The organism is Cupriavidus sp. SK-3, assembly GCF_000611145.1.
GTDB lineage: Bacteria > Pseudomonadota > Gammaproteobacteria > Burkholderiales > Burkholderiaceae > Cupriavidus.
The window spans coordinates 96,040-112,951 of sequence record NZ_JFJV02000235.1 but is presented as its reverse complement, the minus strand read 5'-3'; the positions used below and the strand labels follow the sequence as shown (position 1 = coordinate 112,951).

General features: G+C 61.8%; 28 protein-coding genes. 27 read left to right on the top strand and 1 reads right to left on the bottom strand.

The genetic code is table 11. The features are described from left to right. The first annotated feature begins 127 nt into the window (after window positions 1-127). Complete coding sequence (gene rpsJ / locus CF70_RS24570) at window positions 128-436, top strand: 30S ribosomal protein S10 (RefSeq protein ID WP_006160488.1); 309 nt, start codon at window positions 128-130, stop codon at window positions 434-436. Window positions 437-556: 120 nt separating this feature from the next. Here rpsJ and CF70_RS24565 read toward each other — a convergent pair whose 3' ends face one another. Continuing rightward, window positions 557-1,570, bottom strand: a complete 1,014-nt coding sequence (locus CF70_RS24565) for an AraC family transcriptional regulator (RefSeq protein WP_035870781.1) — start codon at window positions 1,568-1,570, stop codon at window positions 557-559. 281 nt (window positions 1,571-1,851) lie between these two features. Between CF70_RS24565 and CF70_RS24560 the strand changes: the two genes are divergently transcribed. The 26 genes from CF70_RS24560 (at window position 1,852) to infA (ending at window position 16,896) form a co-directional block, all read left to right on the top strand. Beyond that, window positions 1,852-3,087, top strand: coding sequence for a dienelactone hydrolase family protein (locus tag CF70_RS24560; RefSeq protein WP_035870779.1), 1,236 nt, complete (start codon window positions 1,852-1,854; stop codon window positions 3,085-3,087). Between the two features lie 125 nt (window positions 3,088-3,212). After that, complete coding sequence (locus CF70_RS24555) at window positions 3,213-4,001, top strand: SDR family oxidoreductase (protein WP_035870777.1); 789 nt, start codon at window positions 3,213-3,215, stop codon at window positions 3,999-4,001. Between the two features lie 54 nt (window positions 4,002-4,055). After that, entirely contained in the window at window positions 4,056-5,297 is a 1,242-nt protein-coding gene (locus tag CF70_RS24550; RefSeq protein ID WP_035870775.1) for a styrene monooxygenase/indole monooxygenase family protein, read from the top strand. Window position 5,298: 1 nt separating this feature from the next. Next, the gene (locus CF70_RS24545) at window positions 5,299-5,790 is read left to right on the top strand and encodes a flavin reductase family protein (RefSeq protein WP_035870773.1); all 492 of its coding nucleotides are present in this window, start codon (window positions 5,299-5,301) and stop codon (window positions 5,788-5,790) included. Between the two features lie 319 nt (window positions 5,791-6,109). Further along, entirely contained in the window at window positions 6,110-6,760 is a 651-nt protein-coding gene (gene rplC, locus CF70_RS24540; RefSeq protein WP_035870770.1) for a 50S ribosomal protein L3, read from the top strand. 11 nt (window positions 6,761-6,771) lie between these two features. Then, window positions 6,772-7,392, top strand: a complete 621-nt coding sequence (rplD, locus tag CF70_RS24535; RefSeq protein ID WP_035870768.1) for a 50S ribosomal protein L4 — start codon at window positions 6,772-6,774, stop codon at window positions 7,390-7,392. Continuing rightward, window positions 7,389-7,703 carry a 50S ribosomal protein L23 gene (rplW, locus tag CF70_RS24530; protein ID WP_006160473.1) on the top strand — a complete coding sequence of 105 codons (315 nt, stop codon included), beginning with the start codon at window positions 7,389-7,391 and terminating at the stop codon, window positions 7,701-7,703. The genes rplD and rplW overlap by 4 nt, the downstream gene beginning before the upstream one ends. A 2-nt stretch (window positions 7,704-7,705) precedes the next feature. After that, window positions 7,706-8,536, top strand: coding sequence for a 50S ribosomal protein L2 (rplB, locus tag CF70_RS24525; protein ID WP_035870766.1), 831 nt, complete (start codon window positions 7,706-7,708; stop codon window positions 8,534-8,536). A 21-nt stretch (window positions 8,537-8,557) separates the two neighbouring features. Next, window positions 8,558-8,833: a 30S ribosomal protein S19 gene (gene rpsS / locus CF70_RS24520; RefSeq protein WP_035870763.1), complete on the top strand. Its 276-nt coding sequence runs from the start codon at window positions 8,558-8,560 to the stop codon at window positions 8,831-8,833. Between the two features lie 9 nt (window positions 8,834-8,842). Beyond that, entirely contained in the window at window positions 8,843-9,172 is a 330-nt protein-coding gene (gene rplV, locus CF70_RS24515; protein ID WP_006160469.1) for a 50S ribosomal protein L22, read from the top strand. A 9-nt stretch (window positions 9,173-9,181) separates the two neighbouring features. Continuing rightward, on the top strand, window positions 9,182-9,988 hold the full coding sequence (gene rpsC, locus CF70_RS24510; RefSeq protein ID WP_035870762.1) for a 30S ribosomal protein S3: 807 nt from the start codon (window positions 9,182-9,184) through the stop codon (window positions 9,986-9,988). A 2-nt stretch (window positions 9,989-9,990) separates the two neighbouring features. Further along, window positions 9,991-10,407: a 50S ribosomal protein L16 gene (rplP, locus tag CF70_RS24505; RefSeq protein ID WP_006160465.1), complete on the top strand. Its 417-nt coding sequence runs from the start codon at window positions 9,991-9,993 to the stop codon at window positions 10,405-10,407. An 11-nt stretch (window positions 10,408-10,418) separates the two neighbouring features. Further along, complete coding sequence (rpmC, locus tag CF70_RS24500) at window positions 10,419-10,613, top strand: 50S ribosomal protein L29 (RefSeq protein WP_020203850.1); 195 nt, start codon at window positions 10,419-10,421, stop codon at window positions 10,611-10,613. Continuing rightward, window positions 10,610-10,888: a 30S ribosomal protein S17 gene (gene rpsQ, locus CF70_RS24495; protein ID WP_006160462.1), complete on the top strand. Its 279-nt coding sequence runs from the start codon at window positions 10,610-10,612 to the stop codon at window positions 10,886-10,888. Before rpmC ends, rpsQ begins: the two co-directional genes overlap by 4 nt. 276 nt (window positions 10,889-11,164) lie before the next feature. Further along, complete coding sequence (gene rplN, locus CF70_RS24490) at window positions 11,165-11,533, top strand: 50S ribosomal protein L14 (protein ID WP_017225233.1); 369 nt, start codon at window positions 11,165-11,167, stop codon at window positions 11,531-11,533. Between the two features lie 9 nt (window positions 11,534-11,542). After that, entirely contained in the window at window positions 11,543-11,851 is a 309-nt protein-coding gene (rplX, locus tag CF70_RS24485; RefSeq protein WP_035870755.1) for a 50S ribosomal protein L24, read from the top strand. 25 nt (window positions 11,852-11,876) lie between these two features. Then, on the top strand, window positions 11,877-12,419 hold the full coding sequence (gene rplE, locus CF70_RS24480) for a 50S ribosomal protein L5 (RefSeq protein WP_006160458.1): 543 nt from the start codon (window positions 11,877-11,879) through the stop codon (window positions 12,417-12,419). A 9-nt stretch (window positions 12,420-12,428) separates the two neighbouring features. Continuing rightward, window positions 12,429-12,734 (top strand): 30S ribosomal protein S14, encoded by a 306-nt coding sequence (gene rpsN / locus CF70_RS24475; protein ID WP_006160456.1) that lies wholly within the window; start codon window positions 12,429-12,431, stop codon window positions 12,732-12,734. A gap of 27 nt (window positions 12,735-12,761) precedes the next feature. After that, window positions 12,762-13,157, top strand: coding sequence for a 30S ribosomal protein S8 (gene rpsH / locus CF70_RS24470; protein ID WP_006160454.1), 396 nt, complete (start codon window positions 12,762-12,764; stop codon window positions 13,155-13,157). A gap of 10 nt (window positions 13,158-13,167) precedes the next feature. Continuing rightward, on the top strand, window positions 13,168-13,701 hold the full coding sequence (gene rplF, locus CF70_RS24465) for a 50S ribosomal protein L6 (RefSeq protein ID WP_035870753.1): 534 nt from the start codon (window positions 13,168-13,170) through the stop codon (window positions 13,699-13,701). An 11-nt stretch (window positions 13,702-13,712) separates the two neighbouring features. Then, window positions 13,713-14,069, top strand: coding sequence for a 50S ribosomal protein L18 (rplR, locus tag CF70_RS24460; RefSeq protein WP_035870751.1), 357 nt, complete (start codon window positions 13,713-13,715; stop codon window positions 14,067-14,069). 21 nt (window positions 14,070-14,090) lie between these two features. Next, a complete protein-coding gene (gene rpsE / locus CF70_RS24455) occupies window positions 14,091-14,609 on the top strand; it encodes a 30S ribosomal protein S5 (RefSeq protein WP_006160449.1) in 519 nt (172 codons plus the stop codon). Window positions 14,610-14,622: 13 nt separating this feature from the next. After that, window positions 14,623-14,805, top strand: a complete 183-nt coding sequence (rpmD, locus tag CF70_RS24450; RefSeq protein ID WP_006160440.1) for a 50S ribosomal protein L30 — start codon at window positions 14,623-14,625, stop codon at window positions 14,803-14,805. A gap of 22 nt (window positions 14,806-14,827) precedes the next feature. Next, a complete protein-coding gene (gene rplO / locus CF70_RS24445) occupies window positions 14,828-15,262 on the top strand; it encodes a 50S ribosomal protein L15 (RefSeq protein WP_006160439.1) in 435 nt (144 codons plus the stop codon). Window positions 15,263-15,310: 48 nt separating this feature from the next. After that, window positions 15,311-16,654 (top strand): preprotein translocase subunit SecY, encoded by a 1,344-nt coding sequence (gene secY, locus CF70_RS24440; RefSeq protein WP_035870749.1) that lies wholly within the window; start codon window positions 15,311-15,313, stop codon window positions 16,652-16,654. Between the two features lie 23 nt (window positions 16,655-16,677). Beyond that, window positions 16,678-16,896, top strand: coding sequence for a translation initiation factor IF-1 (gene infA, locus CF70_RS24435; RefSeq protein ID WP_006160436.1), 219 nt, complete (start codon window positions 16,678-16,680; stop codon window positions 16,894-16,896). Window positions 16,897-16,912 lie beyond the last annotated feature (16 nt).

The following is a 16,912-nucleotide window of genomic DNA, read 5'->3' as shown; positions in this document are numbered from 1 at the left end:
GGCGCCGGCGTCGTGGCAAAGATCCTCGACTAAGCAAACTTCCTGGAGCAGGCTGGCGGTACAATACCGGCGGCCTGTTCCCTTGTTCCAGGGCGCTCGCCGCCCATCGCTCTTTTAAGGAAATATCATGCAGAACCAGAAGATCCGTATCCGCCTGAAGGCTTTCGACTATCGCCTGATCGACCAGTCGGCAGCCGAAATCGTGGATACCGCCAAGCGTACCGGCGCGATCGTCAAGGGCCCGGTGCCCCTGCCGACCCGTATCCAGCGCTTCGACATCCTGCGTTCGCCGCACGTCAACAAGACGAGCCGTGATCAGTTCGAGATCCGTACTCACCAGCGCCTGATGGACATCGTCGATCCTACCGACAAGACCGTTGACGCACTGATGAAGCTCGACCTGCCGGCCGGCGTCGACGTCGAAATCAAGGTGTAAGGTATTCAGCACAAGACCGCCCCTGGCGGTTTTGCGCAAACAGAAACGGCGAACTTCGGTTCGCCGTTTTTGTTTTTGTGCCCCCTTTTCTGTGCCCCCTTTTCCCCGTTGCGCGGCCGGCTAGGCGGGCCCGCGCCGGCGGAGCGTCTGCCCCGGTGGCTCGCCGAAACTCTTGCGATATTCCACACTGAAGCGCCCCAGGTGGCTGAAGCCCCAGCGCAAGGCCGCGGCGGTGACCGAATCGAGGGCCCGGTCGTTCAACAAGTCCTGATGCACCCGTTCCAGCCGGACTGCGCGCAGGTATGCCATCGGGCTGATGCCGCGGTGCTCGCGAAATCCGGCATACAGCCCGCGCAGGCTGACGCCGGCCACTTCGGCCAGCAAGGCTGGCGTCAACGGTGCGTTGGCATGGGCATGGATGTACTCTTCGACCAGTTTCACGTGACGCGGTGCCAGGGGTTTGCCGCGCGCCCGGAGTGCCTCGCTGAGACTGTGGGGCTGCACCGTCAATAGCGTGCCGATCACCAACTGCTCCAGCTGGCAGGCAGTGAGCGGATGCCGGGCCGCATCCGGTGCCAGCGCCATCACATCCGCCAGGTAATGCACCATCTGGTACCACGCCGCCAGGCGCCGCCACGGCATGCCCAGCTCGAAACGCAGCGGTTGTTGGGGACGATGGCCCAGGTACGCCGCGCACACCCGCTCCAGCGCGCCGCGCTCGACGCGCACGATCAGCTGGTCGCTGTCGCGGCTCCAGCGCATTCGCACCGGATCGCAAGGCGTCAGTACCGAGGCGGTGTCACGGTCGGAAAGGATCTCCTGCTGGCCGCAACGGATTTCGGCATGGCCGGCTACGGGCATCTGCACCAGCAGGAAGTCGTCAAGTGGGCCGGGCTCGATCTGCACCTCGGCCCCATAGGCCAGCCGGTTGAATGAGACCGCGCCAAGGGGAGCATGATGCATGCGCGCCGCCAGCGTGGTGCCGCCGATGGTGAGCTTGTGCGGCTTGAACACCATGCCGACGGCGGCCCGCGTCTCGGCCTGGTCGGTCGAGGCGAAGACCAGCCGGGCAGGGTCGTCTAGCAGGGCGCCAGCCAGCGGCTCGGTGGCCGTGGCCGCGGGGGGCTGCGGCATTGTCTCGCTCCTCGGCGTCATTGGCGCGCCGTTCCTGGTGGGGGATCCTCCTGCCCGCGGACCGTGCTGCTGCGTTGCCGCATCGGCCCCGCGCTGGCATGCGGACGGAATCCTTCACATCACTATAGTGGATCGCTTCCTCGCGCCACTTGCCTGCCCCGCCATTTTCCTGCACTAATCGGATAGCCGCTGCAGCCGGTGGCTAGTTTGCTGCGGTGCGGATCGCCCATGATGGAATCCAGCACGGCAGCCCAACCCCCAAGAACAAAGGAGCGCAGCCCATGGGCCAGACTATCCAGATTCAAGCCGCCGACGGCAGCGGCACATTCAATGCCTACCTGGCCACGCCTGCATCGGGCAAGGGGCCCGGCATCGTGTTGTGCCAGGAAATCTTCGGCGTCAACGCCACCATGCGCGCCGTGGCGGACTACTACGCCGAGGAAGGCTACACGGTCCTGGTGCCGGACCTGTTCTGGCGTATCGCCCCCGGCATTGAACTGGCCGACCGCGGCGAAGATTTCCAGCGCGCCCTTGGGCTGTATCAGCGCTTTGATGAGGCCCTCGGCGTCAAGGATGTGGGTTCGGCGCTGGAAGCGCTGCGCGCGCGTCCCGAGTGCGTGGGCCAGACGGGGGTGCTCGGCTTTTGCCTGGGTGGCAAGCTCGCCTACCTGTCGGCCTGCCGCCTGGACGGGGTGGCCTGCGCGGTGGCGTACTACGGCGTCGGCATTGAGCATGCACTGGCCGAGGCAGCCGACATCAAGGGCCGCCTGGTGCTGCATGTGGCCGAGCGCGACGGCTTCTGCCCGCCGGAGGCGCAGGCGCAGATCCGCGCAGTCCTGGGCGGCAGGGATGGCATTGAGCTGTATGTCTATCCCGGCGTCGATCATGCATTTGCCCGCGCCGGCGGCGAGCACTATGACCGGCCGTCCGCGCTGATGGCGCACCAGCGGTCGATTGGCGCGCTGCGCGCAGAGATGGGTCCGCACTACGACTTCTCGGCGCTCTGGGACAAGCACTGCGAATACGAATTCGCCACGCGCGATGTCGATGCCACGATGGCGACCATGGTGGCGGAGCCCTACGTCAACCATATCCCGACCATGACCGGTGGCGTCGGCTACCGGCAGCTCAAGCGCTTCTACCAGAACCACTTTGTCCACAGCAACCCGCCGGACACCACGCTGATTCCACTGTCACGCACGGTGGGCGCCAGCCAGATCGTCGACGAACTGCTGTTCTGCTTCACGCATACCTGCGAGATTGACTGGATGCTGCCCGGCGTGCCACCCACTGGCAAGCGCGTGGAGATTCCGCTGATCGCCATCGTCAAGTTCCGTGGCGACAAGCTTTACCACGAGCACATCTACTGGGACCAGGCCAGCGTGCTGGTGCAGATCGGCAAGCTCGATCCGGCCGGGCTGCCCGTGGCCGGCATCGAGACTGCCCGCAAGCTGCTCGATGAAACGCTGCCCTCCAACGCGCTGATGGCGCGCTGGCAGGAGAGCGAAGGCAAGTAGGCGGGGCGGGACCGCCCCGGCAATCGACAAAATCAAAGCAAAAGGGGCGTGCCCGGCGCGCGCCGCGGGTACCGCTTGGTCCCTGCGGCGCATGGGCAACGCACCGGATACAAGGAGACAACGTCATGAAAGGACTGCAGGACAAAGTCGCCATCGTCAGCGGCGGCGCCACCCTTATCGGCGCGGGCGTGGCGAGGGCCTTCGTCGAGGCCGGCACGCGAGTGGCGATTCTCGATATCGATGCCGCCGGCGGCGAGCGTGTCGCCGGCGAGCTGGGCGAACGAGCCTGCTTCATTCGCGCCGACATCACCGACGACGCCGCGGTGGCTGCGGCCGTGTCGCAGGTCACGCGGCACTTCGGCGGCATCGACTACCTCGTCAACCTGGCCTGCACCTATCTCGATGACGGCTTCAAATCGAACCGCCGTGACTGGCTCACCGCGCTCGACGTCAATGTGGTCTCCAGCGTGATGCTGGCCCAGGCCGTCCACGAGGGAATGCGCGCGCGCGGCGGCGGCGCGATCGTCAACTTCACCAGCATCTCGGCCAACGTGGCGCAGACCGGCCGCTGGCTCTATCCGGCCTCAAAGGCAGCAATCCGCCAGCTCACCCGCAGCATGGCGATGGATCTCGCGCCCGACCATATCCGCGTCAACGCTGTCTCGCCGGGCTGGACCTGGTGCCGGCTGATGGACGAGGTCAGCGGTGGCAACCGCGAGCGTACCGATCGCGTGGCGGCGGACTTCCACCTGCTGGGCCGCGTGGGCGAGCCCGATGAAGTGGCTCAGGTGGTGCTGTTTCTCTGCTCGGACCATGCCAGCTTTGTCACCGGCGCCGACTACGCGGTGGACGGCGGCTACTCGGCGATGGGCCCGGAGCAAAACGTGCCCGCCATCCCGCGCCTGGCCGGCTGAAACCGCGATGCGGGACTTCGACTTCCACGCTGAACCTTCAAGTAGGAGATTGCCATGAGCCAACGCATTGCCATCGTCGGCGCCGGCCAGTCCGGCCTGCAGATGGCCCTGGGCCTGCAAGCCAAGGGCTACCGGGTCACGCTGCTGACCAATCGCACGCCGGACCAGGTCCGCGCGGGCAAGGTCATGTCCAGCCAGTGCATGTTCGATCGCGCGCTGCAGACCGAGCGAGAGCTGGGCTTGAACTGGTGGGACGATGCGTGCCCGCCGGTGGAAGGGATCGGCCTGGCGATTCCGCATCCGGAACAGCCTGCCGCCAGGTTGATCGACTGGGCTGCCCGGCTCGACCATCCGGCCAAAGCGGTGGACCAGCGACTCAAGATGCCGGCCTGGATGGAAGCCTTCGCGCAACGCGGTGGCGACCTGCGCATTGCCGATGCCGGCGTCGATGAACTGGAAGCGCTGGCTCGCGAGCATGATCTTGTGCTGCTTGCGGCTGGCAAGGGCGAGATCGTCAGCCGTTTCGAGCGGGACGCCACGCGCAGTCCTTTCAGCGCGCCGCAGCGTTCGCTTGCCCTGACCTATGTGAACGCCATGACGCCGCGCACCCCGTTCTCGCGGGTTTGCTTCAACTTGATTCCCGGCATTGGCGAATACTTCGTCTTCCCGGCCCTGACGCTATCCGGCCCCTGCGAGATCATGGTGTTCGAGGGCATACCGGGTGGCCCGATGGACCGCTGGGCCGATGCGCGTACGCCGGAGCAGCACCTCGCCGAGAGTCTGCGCATCCTGCGCACCTGGCTGCCGTGGGAGGCGGAGCGCTGCGATGCGGTGACGCTGACCGACGAGCAAGGCATTCTCGCCGGCCGCTTCGCCCCGACCGTGCGCCGGCCGGTGATGACCTTGCCCTCGGGCCGGCTCGTGTTCGGCATGGCCGACGCTGTCGTCGTCAACGATCCCATTACCGGACAGGGCTCCAACAACGCCGCCAAGTGCTGCAAGGTGTATCTGGATGCCATCATTGCGCATGGCGATCGCGGCTTCGACGCGGAGTGGATGGAGCAGACGTTCGCGCGCTACTGGCAGTACGCCGGCGACGTAGTGAACTGGACCAACTCCCTGCTCACGCCGCCGCCAGCCCATATCCTGTCGCTGCTGGGCGCGGCAGGCCATGCGCCAGAGTTGGCCGCCCGCATTGCCAATGGCTTCGATAATCCGCCGGACTTCTTCCCCTGGTGGTCAGATTCCGCTGCCTGCCAGCAGTTGATCGACCAGTATCTGCCTCAGGCGGCCTGATATGGAAGCCGCTTGCGCTGTGCTGGATACCAGGGCGCTACGGCGGGCCTGTGGCCGCTACGCTACCGGCGTGGCGGTCATCGGTGCCTGCGGTGCCGAGGGCCGTCCGATTGGCTTGACCATCAACTCCTTCGCCTCGCTATCCCTGGCACCCCCGCTGATCTTGTGGAGCCTCGCACTGCACTCGCCAAGCGCCGCGCATTTCGCCGTGGGGAAGCACTTCGGCGTCAGCATCCTGCAGGCGGGGCACGGCGAACTGGCGCGCCGTTTCGCCACGCCTGCCGAGGACAAGTTTGCCGGCGTCCCCCATCGGCGCTGTGAGCGGGGCGTACCTTATCTCGATGAAGCGTTGGCCACGCTGGCGTGCAGGGTGGAACGCGCGGACGCGGTAGGAGATCATCTACTGATCGTTGGCGAAGTGCAGGGGTTTGAAGTGGGGGAGGGCGAACCGCTGGTGTTTTTCGGTGGGGAGTTCGTGAAGGTAGGAAGGTAAGGCTTCCGATTCGGTGCTGAATTCCGATTCGGTGCTGAAATTGCCACTTTTGTCATCAAGATGCGCAGTGCCAGCGCCCCGCAACTGTAGTCAACGCCCCAAAACAACACCCGCTCCACCGCGCACGCCCTAACTTCCCAAAGCACACTTGCTCTTTCCAAACCGCTGCGATATAGTGTAAGGCTACCCGTTTGTCTATGGGTAGTGGGCTGGCCAGCTTGGCCGCGCGCAGTCTTCTTCAGCGCAAGCCCCGCACTGCAAACACTGTTTTCGTGTATCAATCAGCCCCGGCCAATCGCAGCTGGGAATGGAGCAAACCATGAGCCTTGGCCTTGTAGGTCGCAAGGTTGGCATGACCCGTATTTTCACGGACGACGGCGATTCAATTCCCGTTACCGTGGTCGAGGTCGGCGACAACCGCGTGACACAAATCAAGACGGACGAGACCGACGGTTATACCTCGGTTCAAGTCACTTTCGGCGCACGCCGCGCTAGCCGCGTCACCAAGCCTTTGGCGGGTCACCTTGCCAAAGCTGGTGTTGAAGCTGGTGAAATCATCCGCGAATTCCGCATCGATGCCGCTAAGGCTGGCGAACTGCAACCCGGCGGCACGCTGTCGGTTGACCTGTTCGAAGTCGGTCAAAAGATCGACGTCCAGGGCGTGACCATCGGTAAGGGCTACGCCGGTACCATCAAGCGTCACCATTTCGCATCGGGTCGTGCCACCCACGGTAACTCGCGTTCGCACAACGTGCCGGGTTCCATTGGTATGGCGCAGGATCCGGGCCGTGTGTTCCCCGGCAAGCGCATGACCGGCCATCTGGGTGACGTCACCCGCACCGTCCAGAACCTGGAAATCGCCAAGATCGACGCAGAGCGCAAGCTGCTGCTGGTCAAGGGCGCCATTCCCGGCTCCAAGGGCGGCAAGGTTATCGTTACCCCGGCCGTCAAGGCCAAAGCCAAAGCTTAAGGAGCGAATCAATGGAACTCAAGCTCCTCCAGGACAATGGCCAGATCGGCGCAAGCGTTGACGCTTCGCCCGAAGTCTTCGGCCGTGACTACAACGAAGCCCTCGTTCACCAGATCGTCGTCGCTTACCAGGCTAACGCTCGCAGCGGTAACCGTAAGCAGAAGGATCGTGAAGAGGTCAAGCACACGACCAAGAAGCCTTGGCGCCAGAAGGGTACGGGTCGCGCCCGTGCCGGTATGTCTTCCTCGCCGCTGTGGCGCGGGGGCGGCCGTATCTTCCCGAATTCGCCGGAAGAGAACTTCACGCAGAAGGTCAACAAGAAGATGTTCCGTGCCGGTATGCGCTCGATTTACTCGCAGCTCGCACGTGAAGGTCGTATCAACGTGGTGGACGGTTTCACCGTCGATGCGCCCAAGACCAAGCTCTTGGCCGACAAGTTCAAGGCCATGGGCCTGGACTCGGTGCTGATCATCACCGACAGCCTCGACGAGAACCTCTACCTGGCTTCGCGCAACCTGCCGCACGTGGCAGTTGTCGAGCCGCGCCAGGCTGACCCGCTGTCGCTCGTGCACTACAAGAAGGTGCTGGTGACCAAGGCAGCCGTCGCGCAGATCGAGGAGTTGCTGAAATGACGCAAGTAGCCAAGAACGATCATCGTTTGATGCAGGTGCTGCTCGCGCCGGTGGTTTCCGAAAAGGCAACCCTGGTCGCCGACAAGAACGAACAAGTCGTGTTCGAAGTCGCTCGCGATGCCAACAAGGCAGACGTGAAGGCGGCAGTCGAACTGCTGTTCAAGGTCGAGGTGCAGTCCGTTCAGATCCTGAACCAGAAGGGCAAGCAAAAGCGTTTTGGCCGTTTCATGGGGCGTCGCAACCACGTGAAGAAGGCTTACGTTTCGCTCAAGCCGGGTCAGGAAATCAATTTTGAAGCGGAGGCCAAGTAATCATGGCACTCGTCAAGACCAAGCCGACGTCCCCGGGCCGTCGCTCCATGGTGAAGGTGGTTAACGCCAACCTGCACAAGGGCGCGCCCCACGCTCCGCTGCTGGAAAAGCAATTCCAGAAGTCGGGCCGTAACAACAACGGTCACATCACCACCCGCCACAAGGGCGGTGGTCATAAGCACCACTATCGCGTGGTCGACTTCAAGCGCAACGACAAGGACGGCATCCCCGCCAAGGTCGAGCGCCTGGAATACGATCCGAACCGCAGCGCCAATATCGCGCTGGTGCTGTTCGCCGACGGCGAGCGCCGCTACATCATCGCCACCAAGGGCATGGTAGTTGGCCAGTCGCTGATGAACGGCTCGGAAGCTGCGATCAAGTCGGGTAACAACCTGCCGATCCGCAACATTCCGGTTGGTACCACCATCCACTGCGTGGAAATGCTGCCGGGCAAGGGCGCTCAGATCGCTCGCGCCGCAGGCGGTTCCGCCGTGCTGCTGGCTCGTGAAGGCATCTACGCCCAGGTTCGCCTGCGCTCCGGTGAAGTGCGTCGCGTTCACATCGAATGCCGCGCCACCATCGGTGAAGTCGGTAACGAAGAGCACAGCCTGCGCGTCATCGGCAAGGCCGGTGCAAATCGTTGGCGCGGTATCCGCCCGACGGTTCGCGGCGTTGTGATGAACCCGGTGGACCACCCGCACGGTGGTGGTGAAGGCAAGACCGCTGCTGGTCGTGACCCCGTTTCGCCGTGGGGTACCCCGGCTAAGGGTTACCGTACCCGCAGCAACAAGCGCACTGCCAGCATGATCGTGCAGCGCCGCCACAAGCGTTAATCGGTAGGTAGGAGCCTAGACATGACACGTTCCGCAAAAAAGGGTCCGTTCTGTGACGCCCACCTGCTGAAAAAGGTGGAAGCAGCCGCAGGCGGCAAGGACAAGAAGCCCATCAAGACTTGGTCGCGTCGCTCGACCATTCTGCCGGACTTCATCGGCCTGACGATCGCCGTACACAACGGCCGTCAACACGTGCCGGTGTATGTTTCGGAAAACATGGTTGGCCACAAGCTCGGTGAATTTGCGCTCACGCGTACGTTCAAGGGCCACGCGGCTGACAAGAAAGCGAAGAGGTAAGGTGCCATCATGGAAGTGAAAGCGATTCATCGCGGTGCCCGCATCTCCGCCCAGAAAACGCGCCTGGTCGCTGACCAGATCCGCGGTCTGCCGATCGAGCGCGCGCTCAACGTTCTGACGTTCAGCCCGAAAAAGGCTGCCGTCATCGTGAAGAAGGTGGTCGAATCGGCCATCGCCAACGCCGAGCACAACGAAGGCGCCGACATCGACGAATTGAAGGTCAAGACCATCTTCGTCGACAAGGCAACCTCGCTCAAGCGTTTCACGGCACGAGCAAAGGGCCGCGGCAACCGCATCGAGAAACAAACTTGTCACATCACTGTGACGCTCGGCAACTAAGGAGTCACGATGGGACAGAAGATTCATCCGACTGGCTTCCGTCTGGCCGTCAGCCGTAACTGGGCTTCGCGTTGGTACGCCAACAACACGAAGTTCGCCGGCATGCTGAAGGAAGACATCGAAGTTCGCGAGTTTCTGAAGAAGAAGCTCAAGAACGCTTCGGTAGGCCGCGTCGTGATCGAGCGCCCCGCCCGCAATGCACGTCTCACCATTTATAGCTCGCGTCCGGGCGTGGTGATCGGCAAGAAGGGTGAGGACATCGAACTGCTCAAGGCCGAACTGCAACGCCGCATGGGTGTGCCCGTGCACGTGAACATCGAGGAAATCCGCAAGCCGGAAACCGATGCGCAGCTGATCGCCGATTCGATCACCCAGCAGCTCGAGCGCCGTATCATGTTCCGCCGCGCCATGAAGCGCGCGATGCAGAATGCGATGCGCCTCGGTGCCCAGGGCATCAAGATCATGAGCGCCGGTCGTCTGAACGGCATCGAAATCGCTCGTACCGAGTGGTATCGCGAAGGCCGTGTGCCCCTGCACACCCTGCGCGCTGACATCGACTACGGCTTCTCCGAAGCAGAAACCACCTACGGCATCATCGGTGTCAAGGTGTGGGTCTACAAGGGTGATCACCTCGGCCGCAACGATGCGCCGGTGGTGGAAGAGCCGCAAGACGAGCGTCGTCGTCGTCCGGGTGGTCGTCCTGATGGTCGTCGCCGTGAAGGCGAAGGCGGCCGTCCGGGTGGCAACCGCCGCGGTGGCGCGGGTGCCGGTGCAGGTCGCCGCGCTCCTGGCGCAGATGCGAAGAGTGGAGAATAACGATGCTGCAACCTAAGCGCAGAAAATACCGCAAGGAGCAGAAAGGCCGCAACACGGGTAAGGCTACCCGTGGCAACGCCGTGTCTTTCGGCGAATTCGGCCTGAAGGCGATGGGCCGTGGTCGTCTGACGGCTCGTCAGATCGAGTCGGCACGTCGTGCGATGACCCGTCACATCAAGCGTGGCGGCCGCATCTGGATCCGGATTTTCCCGGACAAGCCGATCTCGAAGAAGCCCGCCGAAGTCCGTATGGGTAACGGTAAGGGTAATCCGGAATACTACGTGGCAGAAATCCAGCCGGGCAAGATGCTGTACGAAATGGATGGCGTGACGGAAGAGCTGGCTCGTGAGGCGTTCCGCCTCGCGGCCGCCAAGCTGCCGATCGCTACCAATTTCGTGGTGCGCCAGGTCGGGACGTAAGGAGAGCAGGGATGAAAGCATCCGAACTTCGCGGCAAAGATGCCGCCGGGCTGAACCAGGAGCTCTCCGAGCTGCTGAAGGCCCAATTTAGCCTGCGCATGCAAAAGGCCACCCAACAGCTGCAGAACACCAGCCAGCTGAAGAAGGTGCGCAAGGACATCGCGCGGGTGCAAACCGTGCTGAACGAAAAGGCGACCACGAAATGACTGAAACTGCACAAACGGAATCGTCGCTTCGCCGCACTTTGGTCGGCCGGGTAGTTAGCGACAAGATGGACAAGACCGTCACGGTCCTGATCGAAAACCGCGTCAAGCATCCTCTGTACGGCAAGTACGTGCTGCGTTCCAAGAAGTACCACGCACACGACGAAGCCAACCAGTACAAGGAAGGCGACAAGGTCGAGATCCAGGAAACGCGTCCGCTGTCGCGGACCAAGTCCTGGGTGGTTTCCCGTCTGGTCGAAGCTGCGCGCGTCATCTAAAAAACCACACGGTTTTAGGTTGGCTTGCGAGTCCAGGGTTATGTGCTATAATCCTGGACTTCCGCTTTGTTGCATTCGCCTTAGTTGTATCACCCCGGCGAGTCGATGAAGCGAACCTGGCCGAGCGGCTCCTGATTAACCATGTTCAGGCCGCCTGGTAACTACCGACTTCAAAGTTGATCAACCCAAACGGTTGCTGGCGCAAAGCCAGGGGCTGACGGGACCAAGACTGACCGGCGGGCGTTGCCCGGTGGATTAAGTTGGGAAGATAACACCATGATTCAGACAGAAAGCCGGCTCGAAGTAGCCGATAACACTGGTGCGCGCGAAGTGCTGTGCATCAAAGTGCTGGGTGGGTCCAAGCGCCGCTATGCGAGCGTGGGCGACATCATCAAGGTGACCGTCAAGGACGCAGCGCCGCGCGGTCGCGTGAAGAAGGGCGATATTTACAACGCCGTCGTCGTGCGTACCGCCAAGGGCGTGCGTCGCGCTGATGGGTCGCTCGTCAAGTTCGACAGCAATGCCGCTGTCTTGCTGAACACCAAGCTCGAGCCGATCGGCACCCGTATTTTCGGGCCGGTGACTCGTGAACTCCGTACCGAGCGCTTCATGAAGATCGTGTCGCTCGCGCCGGAAGTGCTGTAAGGAGCCGCCATGAACAAGATTCGTAAAGGCGACGAAGTCATCGTCCTGACCGGCAAAGACAAGGGCAAGCGCGGCACCGTGCAAGCCATGCTCGGCGACAAGGTCGTGGTGGAAGGCGTCAACGTTGCCAAAAAGCACGCACGTCCGAACCCGATGCTGGGCACCACTGGTGGCGTCATCGACAAAGTCATGCCGTTGCATATTTCTAACGTTGCGCTCGTGGATGCCAATGGCAAGCCGTCGCGCGTCGGTATCAAGGTGGAAGACGGCAAGCGCGTGCGCGTGCTGAAGACCACCGGTGCCGTCGTGGCAGCTTGATTCTGGGCACGAAGAGGAGTTGAGCATGACAGCACGTCTGCAAGAGTTTTACAAAGAACAGGTTGTTCCGAAGCTGATCGAGCAGTTCGGCTTCAAGTCGGTCATGGAAGTGCCGCGCATCACCAAGATCACCCTGAACATGGGCCTTGGCGAAGCCATCAATGACAAGAAGGTCATTGAGCTGGCCGTGGGCGACCTGACCAAGATCGCCGGTCAAAAGCCGGTGGTGACCAAGGCCAAGAAGGCAATCGCCGGCTTCAAGATCCGCCAGGGCTATCCCATCGGCGCGATGGTGACGCTGCGCGGCGAACGCATGTTCGAATTCCTCGATCGTCTCGTGACCGTGGCTCTGCCCCGCGTGCGTGACTTCCGTGGCGTGTCGGGCCGCTCGTTCGATGGTCGTGGTAACTACAACATCGGTGTGAAAGAGCAGATCATTTTCCCCGAAATCGAGTACGACAAGATCGACGCATTGCGTGGTCTGAACATCAGCATCACGACGACGGCGAAGAATGACGAGGAAGCCAAGGCGCTCCTCGCAGCATTCAAGTTCCCGTTCCGTAATTAAGGGGTAACCGTGGCTAAATTGGCTCTGATTGAACGTGAGAAGAAGCGCGCTAGGCTCGTGGCAAAGTATGCCGACAAGCGTGCAACCCTCAAGGCCATTATCGACGACCAGGAAAAGTCGGAAGAAGAGCGCTATAGCGCGCGTCTCGAGCTGCAACAGCTCCCGCGCAACGCTAACCCGACTCGCCAGCGTAACCGCTGCGCGATCACCGGTCGTCCCCGCGGTACCTTCCGCAAGTTTGGCCTGGCGCGTAATAAGATCCGTGAAATCGCCTTCCGTGGCGAAATCCCGGGTCTGACGAAAGCCAGCTGGTAATTACGCACAGGCTACAGGAGAAACAGTATGAGCATGAGCGATCCTATCGCCGATATGCTGACGCGCATCCGCAACGCCCAAGGCGTGCAGAAAGTGTCGGTTGTCATGCCGTCGTCGAAGCTGAAAGTGGCAATCGCCAAGGTCCTTAAGGACGAAGGCTACATCGACGACTACGCCGTGAAAGAAGAAGGCGGCAAGGCACAACTGAGCATCGGTCTGAAGTACTACGCCGGCCGTCCGGTCATCGAGCGCATTGAGCGCGTCTCGAAGCCTGGTCTGCGCGTGTACAAGGGCCGCAGCGACATCCCCCAAGTGATGAACGGCCTCGGCGTCGCAATCATCTCGACCCCCCAGGGTCTGATGACCGACCGCAAGGCACGTGCCACTGGCGTGGGCGGCGAAGTTCTTTGCTACGTCGCGTAAGGAGTAGACCATGTCCCGTGTAGGTAAGGCTCCCATCGCGCTGCCCAAAGGCGCAGAAGTCAATGTGGCGGCTGGCGTGCTCTCCGTTAAGGGCCCGCTCGGCACGCTGACGCAGCCGATTCACAGCCTGGTCAAGGTCAATGTCGAAAACGACACGCTGACCTTCGCTCCGGTCGATGAATCGCGCGAAGCAAACGCACTGCAGGGCACCATGCGCGCCCTGGTGGCCAATATGGTCAAGGGTGTAACCGCCGGTTTCGAGCGCAAGCTTAACCTGGTCGGCGTGGGCTATCGTGCCCAGCTGCAAGGTACTGCGCTGAAGCTCCAGCTTGGTTTCTCGCACGACGTGATCCATGCGATGCCGGAAGGCGTGACGGCGACAACGCCCACGCAGACCGAGATCATCATCAAGGGTGCGGACAAGCAGAAAGTCGGTCAGGTGGCTGCGGAAGTCCGCGCGTACCGTCCGCCTGAGCCCTATAAGGGCAAGGGCGTTCGCTACTCGGACGAGCGCGTCATCCTGAAGGAAACCAAGAAGAAGTAAGGGGTGCAATCATGAACAAGAAAGACGCTCGTTTGCGCCGTGCACGTCAGACCCGCGCCAAAATCGCGGAGTTGAAGGTCAACCGTCTGACCGTGTTCCGTACGAATTCGCATATTTACGCCCAGGTCTACTCGCCGTGCGGCACGCAAGTGCTGGCATCGGCTTCGACCGTCGAGGCAGAAGTGCGCAAGGAACTGACTGGCAGCGGTGCTACCGCCGCCGCCGCGACCCTGATTGGCAAGCGCATCGCCGAAAAGGCGAAGGCTGCCGGCGTTGAGACCGTTGCGTTCGATCGCGGCGGCTTCCGCTTCCATGGTCGCGTGAAGGCACTGGCTGACGCAGCTCGCGAAGCCGGCCTTAAGTTCTAAGCGCACATAGAGAGATACGTCATGGCAAAAATGCAAGCAAAAGTCCAGCAGGACGAACGCGACGACGGCCTCCGCGAGAAGATGATCTCGGTCAACCGCGTCACCAAGGTGGTGAAGGGCGGCCGGATTCTCGGTTTCGCTGCGCTGACCGTGGTTGGTGACGGCGATGGCCGCATCGGCATGGGCAAGGGCAAGGCTAAGGAAGTGCCGGTGGCAGTTCAGAAGGCAATGGACGAAGCCCGTCGCAAGATGGTCAAGGTCTCGCTGAAGAACGGCACGCTGCAACACGAAGTCGTGGGCAAGCACGGCGCCGCCAAGGTGCTGATGATGCCGGCTAAGGAAGGTACCGGCGTGATCGCTGGTGGCCCGATGCGCGCGATTTTCGAGGTGATGGGCGTGACCAACGTCGTTACCAAGTCGCACGGCTCGACCAATCCGTACAACATGGTTCGCGCCACGCTGGACGGTCTTCAAAAGATGAGCACGCCCGGCGAAATCGCCGCTAAGCGCGGCAAGTCGGTTGAAGACATCCTCGGTTAAGGAGTCGGACGAAATGTCGCAACAAACCGTAAAAGTGCAACTCGTGCGCAGCCTGATCGGCACGCGTGAGGATCATCGCGCCACCGTCCGTGGCCTGGGCCTGCGCCGTATCAATTCGGTGTCGGAGCTGCAGGACACGCCCGCCGTGCGCGGCATGATCAACAAGGTCTCGTACCTGGTCAAGGTTCTGGCCTGAGTCCCGGGACACGGAGAGCAAGATGCAACTGAACAACCTGAAACCGGCTGACGGTTCGAAGCACGCCAAGCGTCGCGTCGGCCGCGGTATCGGCTCCGGCCTGGGCAAGACTGCCGGCCGTGGCCACAAGGGTCAGAAGTCGCGTTCGGGCGGCTTCCACAAGGTCGGCTTCGAAGGCGGTCAAATGCCGCTGTATCGTCGCCTGCCGAAGCGTGGCTTCACGTCGCTGACGAAGGCCTTCAACGCCGAAGTGACCCTGCGTGATATCGAGCGCCTGGAAGCCACCGAGGTGGACCTGCTGGTTCTGAAGCAAGCTGGCCTGGTAGCTGAGCTGGCCAAGAGCGCCAAGGTCATCAAGGCTGGTGAGCTGACCCGCAAGGTTACGATCAAGGGTCTGGGCGCCACCGCTGGTGCCAAGGCTGCGATCGAAGCCGCCGGCGGTCAGATCGCGGCGTAATTTAGCAGCAGATTTCGCAGCATAGGCGAGTCACAGTCGGAGCATCGTTTGGCCACGGCGAAACCCAATGCAAGCACGCAAGCCAAGAACACGGCGAAGTACGGCGACCTAAAGCGCCGGCTGATGTTCCTGGTGCTGGCCTTGATCGTGTACCGCATCGGAGCGCATATTCCGGTGCCGGGAATCGATCCTGAACAGCTTGCGAAGCTTTTCCAGAGTCAGTCGGGTGGCATCCTCGGGATGTTCAACCTGTTCTCGGGCGGTGCGCTGTCGCGCTTTACCGTCTTCGCGCTCGGCATCATGCCGTACATCTCGGCGTCGATCATCATGCAATTGCTGACGATCGTGCTGCCGCAGCTGGAGTCGCTGAAGAAGGAAGGGCAGGCGGGTCAACGCAAGATCACGCAGTACACGCGCTACGGCACGGTGGTCCTGGCCACCTTCCAGGCGCTGTCGATCGCAGTCGCGCTGGAATCTCAGCCTGGGCTGGTGATCGATCCGGGCCTGATGTTCCGGGCTACGGCGGTGATCACGCTGGTGACCGGTACGATGTTCCTGATGTGGCTGGGTGAGCAGATCACCGAGCGTGGTCTGGGCAACGGTATCTCGATCATCATCTTCGGCGGTATCGCGGCGGGCTTGCCCAACGCGATCGGCGGGCTCTTCGAGCTGGTTCGCACCGGTTCCATGAGCATCATTGCATCGATCCTGATCGTTGCAATCATCGCCGGTGTGACCTTCGCCGTGGTGTTTGTCGAGCGTGGCCAGCGCAAGATCCTGGTGAACTATGCCAAGCGTCAGGTCGGCAACAAGGTGTACGGCGGCCAGTCGTCGCCCCTGCCGCTGAAGCTGAACATGGCAGGGGTGATTCCGCCGATCTTCGCATCGTCGATCATCCTGTTCCCGGCGACCATCGCGGGCTGGTTCACGTCTGACTCGACGAGCGCTGCCGGCCGGTTCATCAAGGACCTGGCTGCGACGCTTTCGCCGGGACAGCCGGTCTACATCCTGCTGTACGCTGCTGCAATTATATTTTTCTGCTTCTTCTATACGGCTCTTGTGTACAACAGCCGGGAAGTCGCGGACAACCTGAAGAAAAGCGGTGCCTTCATTCCGGGCATTCGTCCGGGCGAGCAGACGACGCGCTACATCGACAAGATTCTTGTCCGTCTGACGCTGGCTGGTGCGATCTACATCACACTGGTCTGCCTGTTGCCGGAATTCCTGGTACTGCGCTGGAACGTTCCGTTCTATTTTGGCGGAACCTCGTTGCTGATCATCGTGGTCGTCACGATGGACTTCATGGCCCAGGTTCAGTCCTATGTCATGTCGCAGCAATATGAGTCCCTGCTGAAGAAAGCGAATTTCAAGGGTAATCTGACCTTGCGCTGAAGCCGGGTCGGTACAGGCTAGGTATGGCAAAAGACGACGTCATCCAGATGCAGGGGGAGGTCCTGGAAAACCTCCCTAACGCGACGTTCCGCGTCAAACTGGAAAATGGCCATGTAGTGCTGGGCCATATCTCCGGCAAGATGCGAATGAACTACATCCGGATTCTTCCGGGTGATCGGGTGACGGTTGAACTGACTCCATATGATCTGTCACGCGCGCGCATCGTCTTTCGGACGAAGTGAAGCGAACAGGAATTGA

Coding starts and splice junctions, on each gene's coding strand:
- rplE (WP_006160458.1), top strand. CDS start 11,877: ATGACAGCACGTCTGCAAGAGTTTTACAAAGAACAGGTTGTTCCGAAG.
- rplP (WP_006160465.1), top strand. CDS start 9,991: ATGCTGCAACCTAAGCGCAGAAAATACCGCAAGGAGCAGAAAGGCCGC.
- rplF (WP_035870753.1), top strand. CDS start 13,168: ATGTCCCGTGTAGGTAAGGCTCCCATCGCGCTGCCCAAAGGCGCAGAA.
- rpmD (WP_006160440.1), top strand. CDS start 14,623: ATGTCGCAACAAACCGTAAAAGTGCAACTCGTGCGCAGCCTGATCGGC.
- rpsJ (WP_006160488.1), top strand. CDS start 128: ATGCAGAACCAGAAGATCCGTATCCGCCTGAAGGCTTTCGACTATCGC.
- rpmC (WP_020203850.1), top strand. CDS start 10,419: ATGAAAGCATCCGAACTTCGCGGCAAAGATGCCGCCGGGCTGAACCAG.
- rpsE (WP_006160449.1), top strand. CDS start 14,091: ATGGCAAAAATGCAAGCAAAAGTCCAGCAGGACGAACGCGACGACGGC.
- CF70_RS24545 (WP_035870773.1), top strand. CDS start 5,299: ATGGAAGCCGCTTGCGCTGTGCTGGATACCAGGGCGCTACGGCGGGCC.
- rplN (WP_017225233.1), top strand. CDS start 11,165: ATGATTCAGACAGAAAGCCGGCTCGAAGTAGCCGATAACACTGGTGCG.
- rpsQ (WP_006160462.1), top strand. CDS start 10,610: ATGACTGAAACTGCACAAACGGAATCGTCGCTTCGCCGCACTTTGGTC.
- rplR (WP_035870751.1), top strand. CDS start 13,713: ATGAACAAGAAAGACGCTCGTTTGCGCCGTGCACGTCAGACCCGCGCC.
- CF70_RS24555 (WP_035870777.1), top strand. CDS start 3,213: ATGAAAGGACTGCAGGACAAAGTCGCCATCGTCAGCGGCGGCGCCACC.
- rplB (WP_035870766.1), top strand. CDS start 7,706: ATGGCACTCGTCAAGACCAAGCCGACGTCCCCGGGCCGTCGCTCCATG.
- infA (WP_006160436.1), top strand. CDS start 16,678: ATGGCAAAAGACGACGTCATCCAGATGCAGGGGGAGGTCCTGGAAAAC.
- rpsH (WP_006160454.1), top strand. CDS start 12,762: ATGAGCATGAGCGATCCTATCGCCGATATGCTGACGCGCATCCGCAAC.
- rpsC (WP_035870762.1), top strand. CDS start 9,182: ATGGGACAGAAGATTCATCCGACTGGCTTCCGTCTGGCCGTCAGCCGT.
- rpsS (WP_035870763.1), top strand. CDS start 8,558: ATGACACGTTCCGCAAAAAAGGGTCCGTTCTGTGACGCCCACCTGCTG.
- rplD (WP_035870768.1), top strand. CDS start 6,772: ATGGAACTCAAGCTCCTCCAGGACAATGGCCAGATCGGCGCAAGCGTT.
- rplW (WP_006160473.1), top strand. CDS start 7,389: ATGACGCAAGTAGCCAAGAACGATCATCGTTTGATGCAGGTGCTGCTC.
- CF70_RS24550 (WP_035870775.1), top strand. CDS start 4,056: ATGAGCCAACGCATTGCCATCGTCGGCGCCGGCCAGTCCGGCCTGCAG.
- CF70_RS24565 (WP_035870781.1), bottom strand. CDS start 1,570: ATGCCGCAGCCCCCCGCGGCCACGGCCACCGAGCCGCTGGCTGGCGCC.
- rplO (WP_006160439.1), top strand. CDS start 14,828: ATGCAACTGAACAACCTGAAACCGGCTGACGGTTCGAAGCACGCCAAG.
- rplC (WP_035870770.1), top strand. CDS start 6,110: ATGAGCCTTGGCCTTGTAGGTCGCAAGGTTGGCATGACCCGTATTTTC.
- rplV (WP_006160469.1), top strand. CDS start 8,843: ATGGAAGTGAAAGCGATTCATCGCGGTGCCCGCATCTCCGCCCAGAAA.
- rplX (WP_035870755.1), top strand. CDS start 11,543: ATGAACAAGATTCGTAAAGGCGACGAAGTCATCGTCCTGACCGGCAAA.
- CF70_RS24560 (WP_035870779.1), top strand. CDS start 1,852: ATGGGCCAGACTATCCAGATTCAAGCCGCCGACGGCAGCGGCACATTC.